The sequence below is a fragment of the Actinoplanes sp. TBRC 11911 genome, from assembly GCF_012933445.1.
Taxonomy (GTDB): domain Bacteria; phylum Actinomycetota; class Actinomycetes; order Mycobacteriales; family Micromonosporaceae; genus Actinoplanes.
The window spans coordinates 1-1,045 of the sequence record NZ_JABBNC010000081.1; the positions used below are offsets into that span (position 1 = coordinate 1).

At 66.2% G+C, this 1,045-nt stretch carries 1 protein-coding gene; it reads right to left on the reverse strand.

Going from position 1 to position 1,045, the window contains the following annotated elements:
• Positions 1–954 (reverse strand): IS630 family transposase (locus HH310_RS42990; protein WP_169181550.1); only part of this gene is annotated, 954 nt, incomplete at its 3' end.
• Positions 955–1,045: the final 91 nt, after the last annotated feature.

The window sequence follows — 1,045 nt, forward strand, 5'->3', positions numbered from 1 at the left end:
GGTGCGGTGTTGGAAGAACGTGTGGGCTTGCTGGATCCGGTCGGTGATCGTGGCGGTCGCGGTGTTGGCGATGTGTCGTTTCATCGCGGCCCAGATCCGTTCGACGGGGTTGTCCTGCGGGCTGTATTTCGCGCCTTCGATGACGTGGATCCGGGGGTGGGCGGCGAGCCAGCGCTGGGTGATTTTGGAGTGGTGGGTGCTGCCGTTGTCGCAGATGACCGCGATGAGCGGGGCGTTGGGGTAGGCGTCGAGTAGTTGCTGCAGGAAGTAGCAGAACACGACGGAGACGTTCTTGACCGAGATGTGGTGGTGCATGGCGCCGGTGAGCAGGTTGACCGCGCCGTGCACGGTGCGGCGCACGTTGGTGCCGGGGGTCAGGATCCGGTGCCGCAGGCCGACCGGCATCCAGCAGGATTTGACCCGGGCGAGCAGGTCGAGGTGGGTTTCGTCCTCGGCCAGCACGACCGAGCCTTCGGGCAGGCCGCTGATGCGCTCGCGGATGTGGTCGCAGATGCTCTCACGGTTCGGGTCGCTTTTGGCGATCAGTCGTGGGCGTGCCCAGCGAGCCTGTTCCCGGATACGGCGGCGCATCGTGGACATGCTCAGTGCGGGCCGGCCGAGGGCTTTCCAGATCCGGGTGGTGGTCCACGACCTCGGCGTCAGGAGCAGCGTGTGGATGCGTTCGCCGAGACGTCGGCCGCCTTTTCGGGGACGTCCGGAGCGGGGCCGGTCGGGCAGGCCGGTGATGCCTTCTGTGTGGTGGCGGGCGATCCAGGCGCGAACGGTTTTCGGGTCGTAGTGCAGCAGGTCGGCGATCTCGCTGGCGCTGAAGCCGGCGGCGGACAGCACGACCATCATGATCCGGGTGGCGTTCCGCCAGGGTCCGTGCAGGGCGGTAATCAGTTCGGTGTGTTGCTGTGCGGACATGCTGGCGTAGACGTGCGCGGGGCGCATACTGGCGGTGACCTCGTCGGGGTTCAGGCTCTTGTGTGGAAACCTGATCCGAACCCACGGCGAGGTCTTTACGTTGGTATGTCCCTCTTGC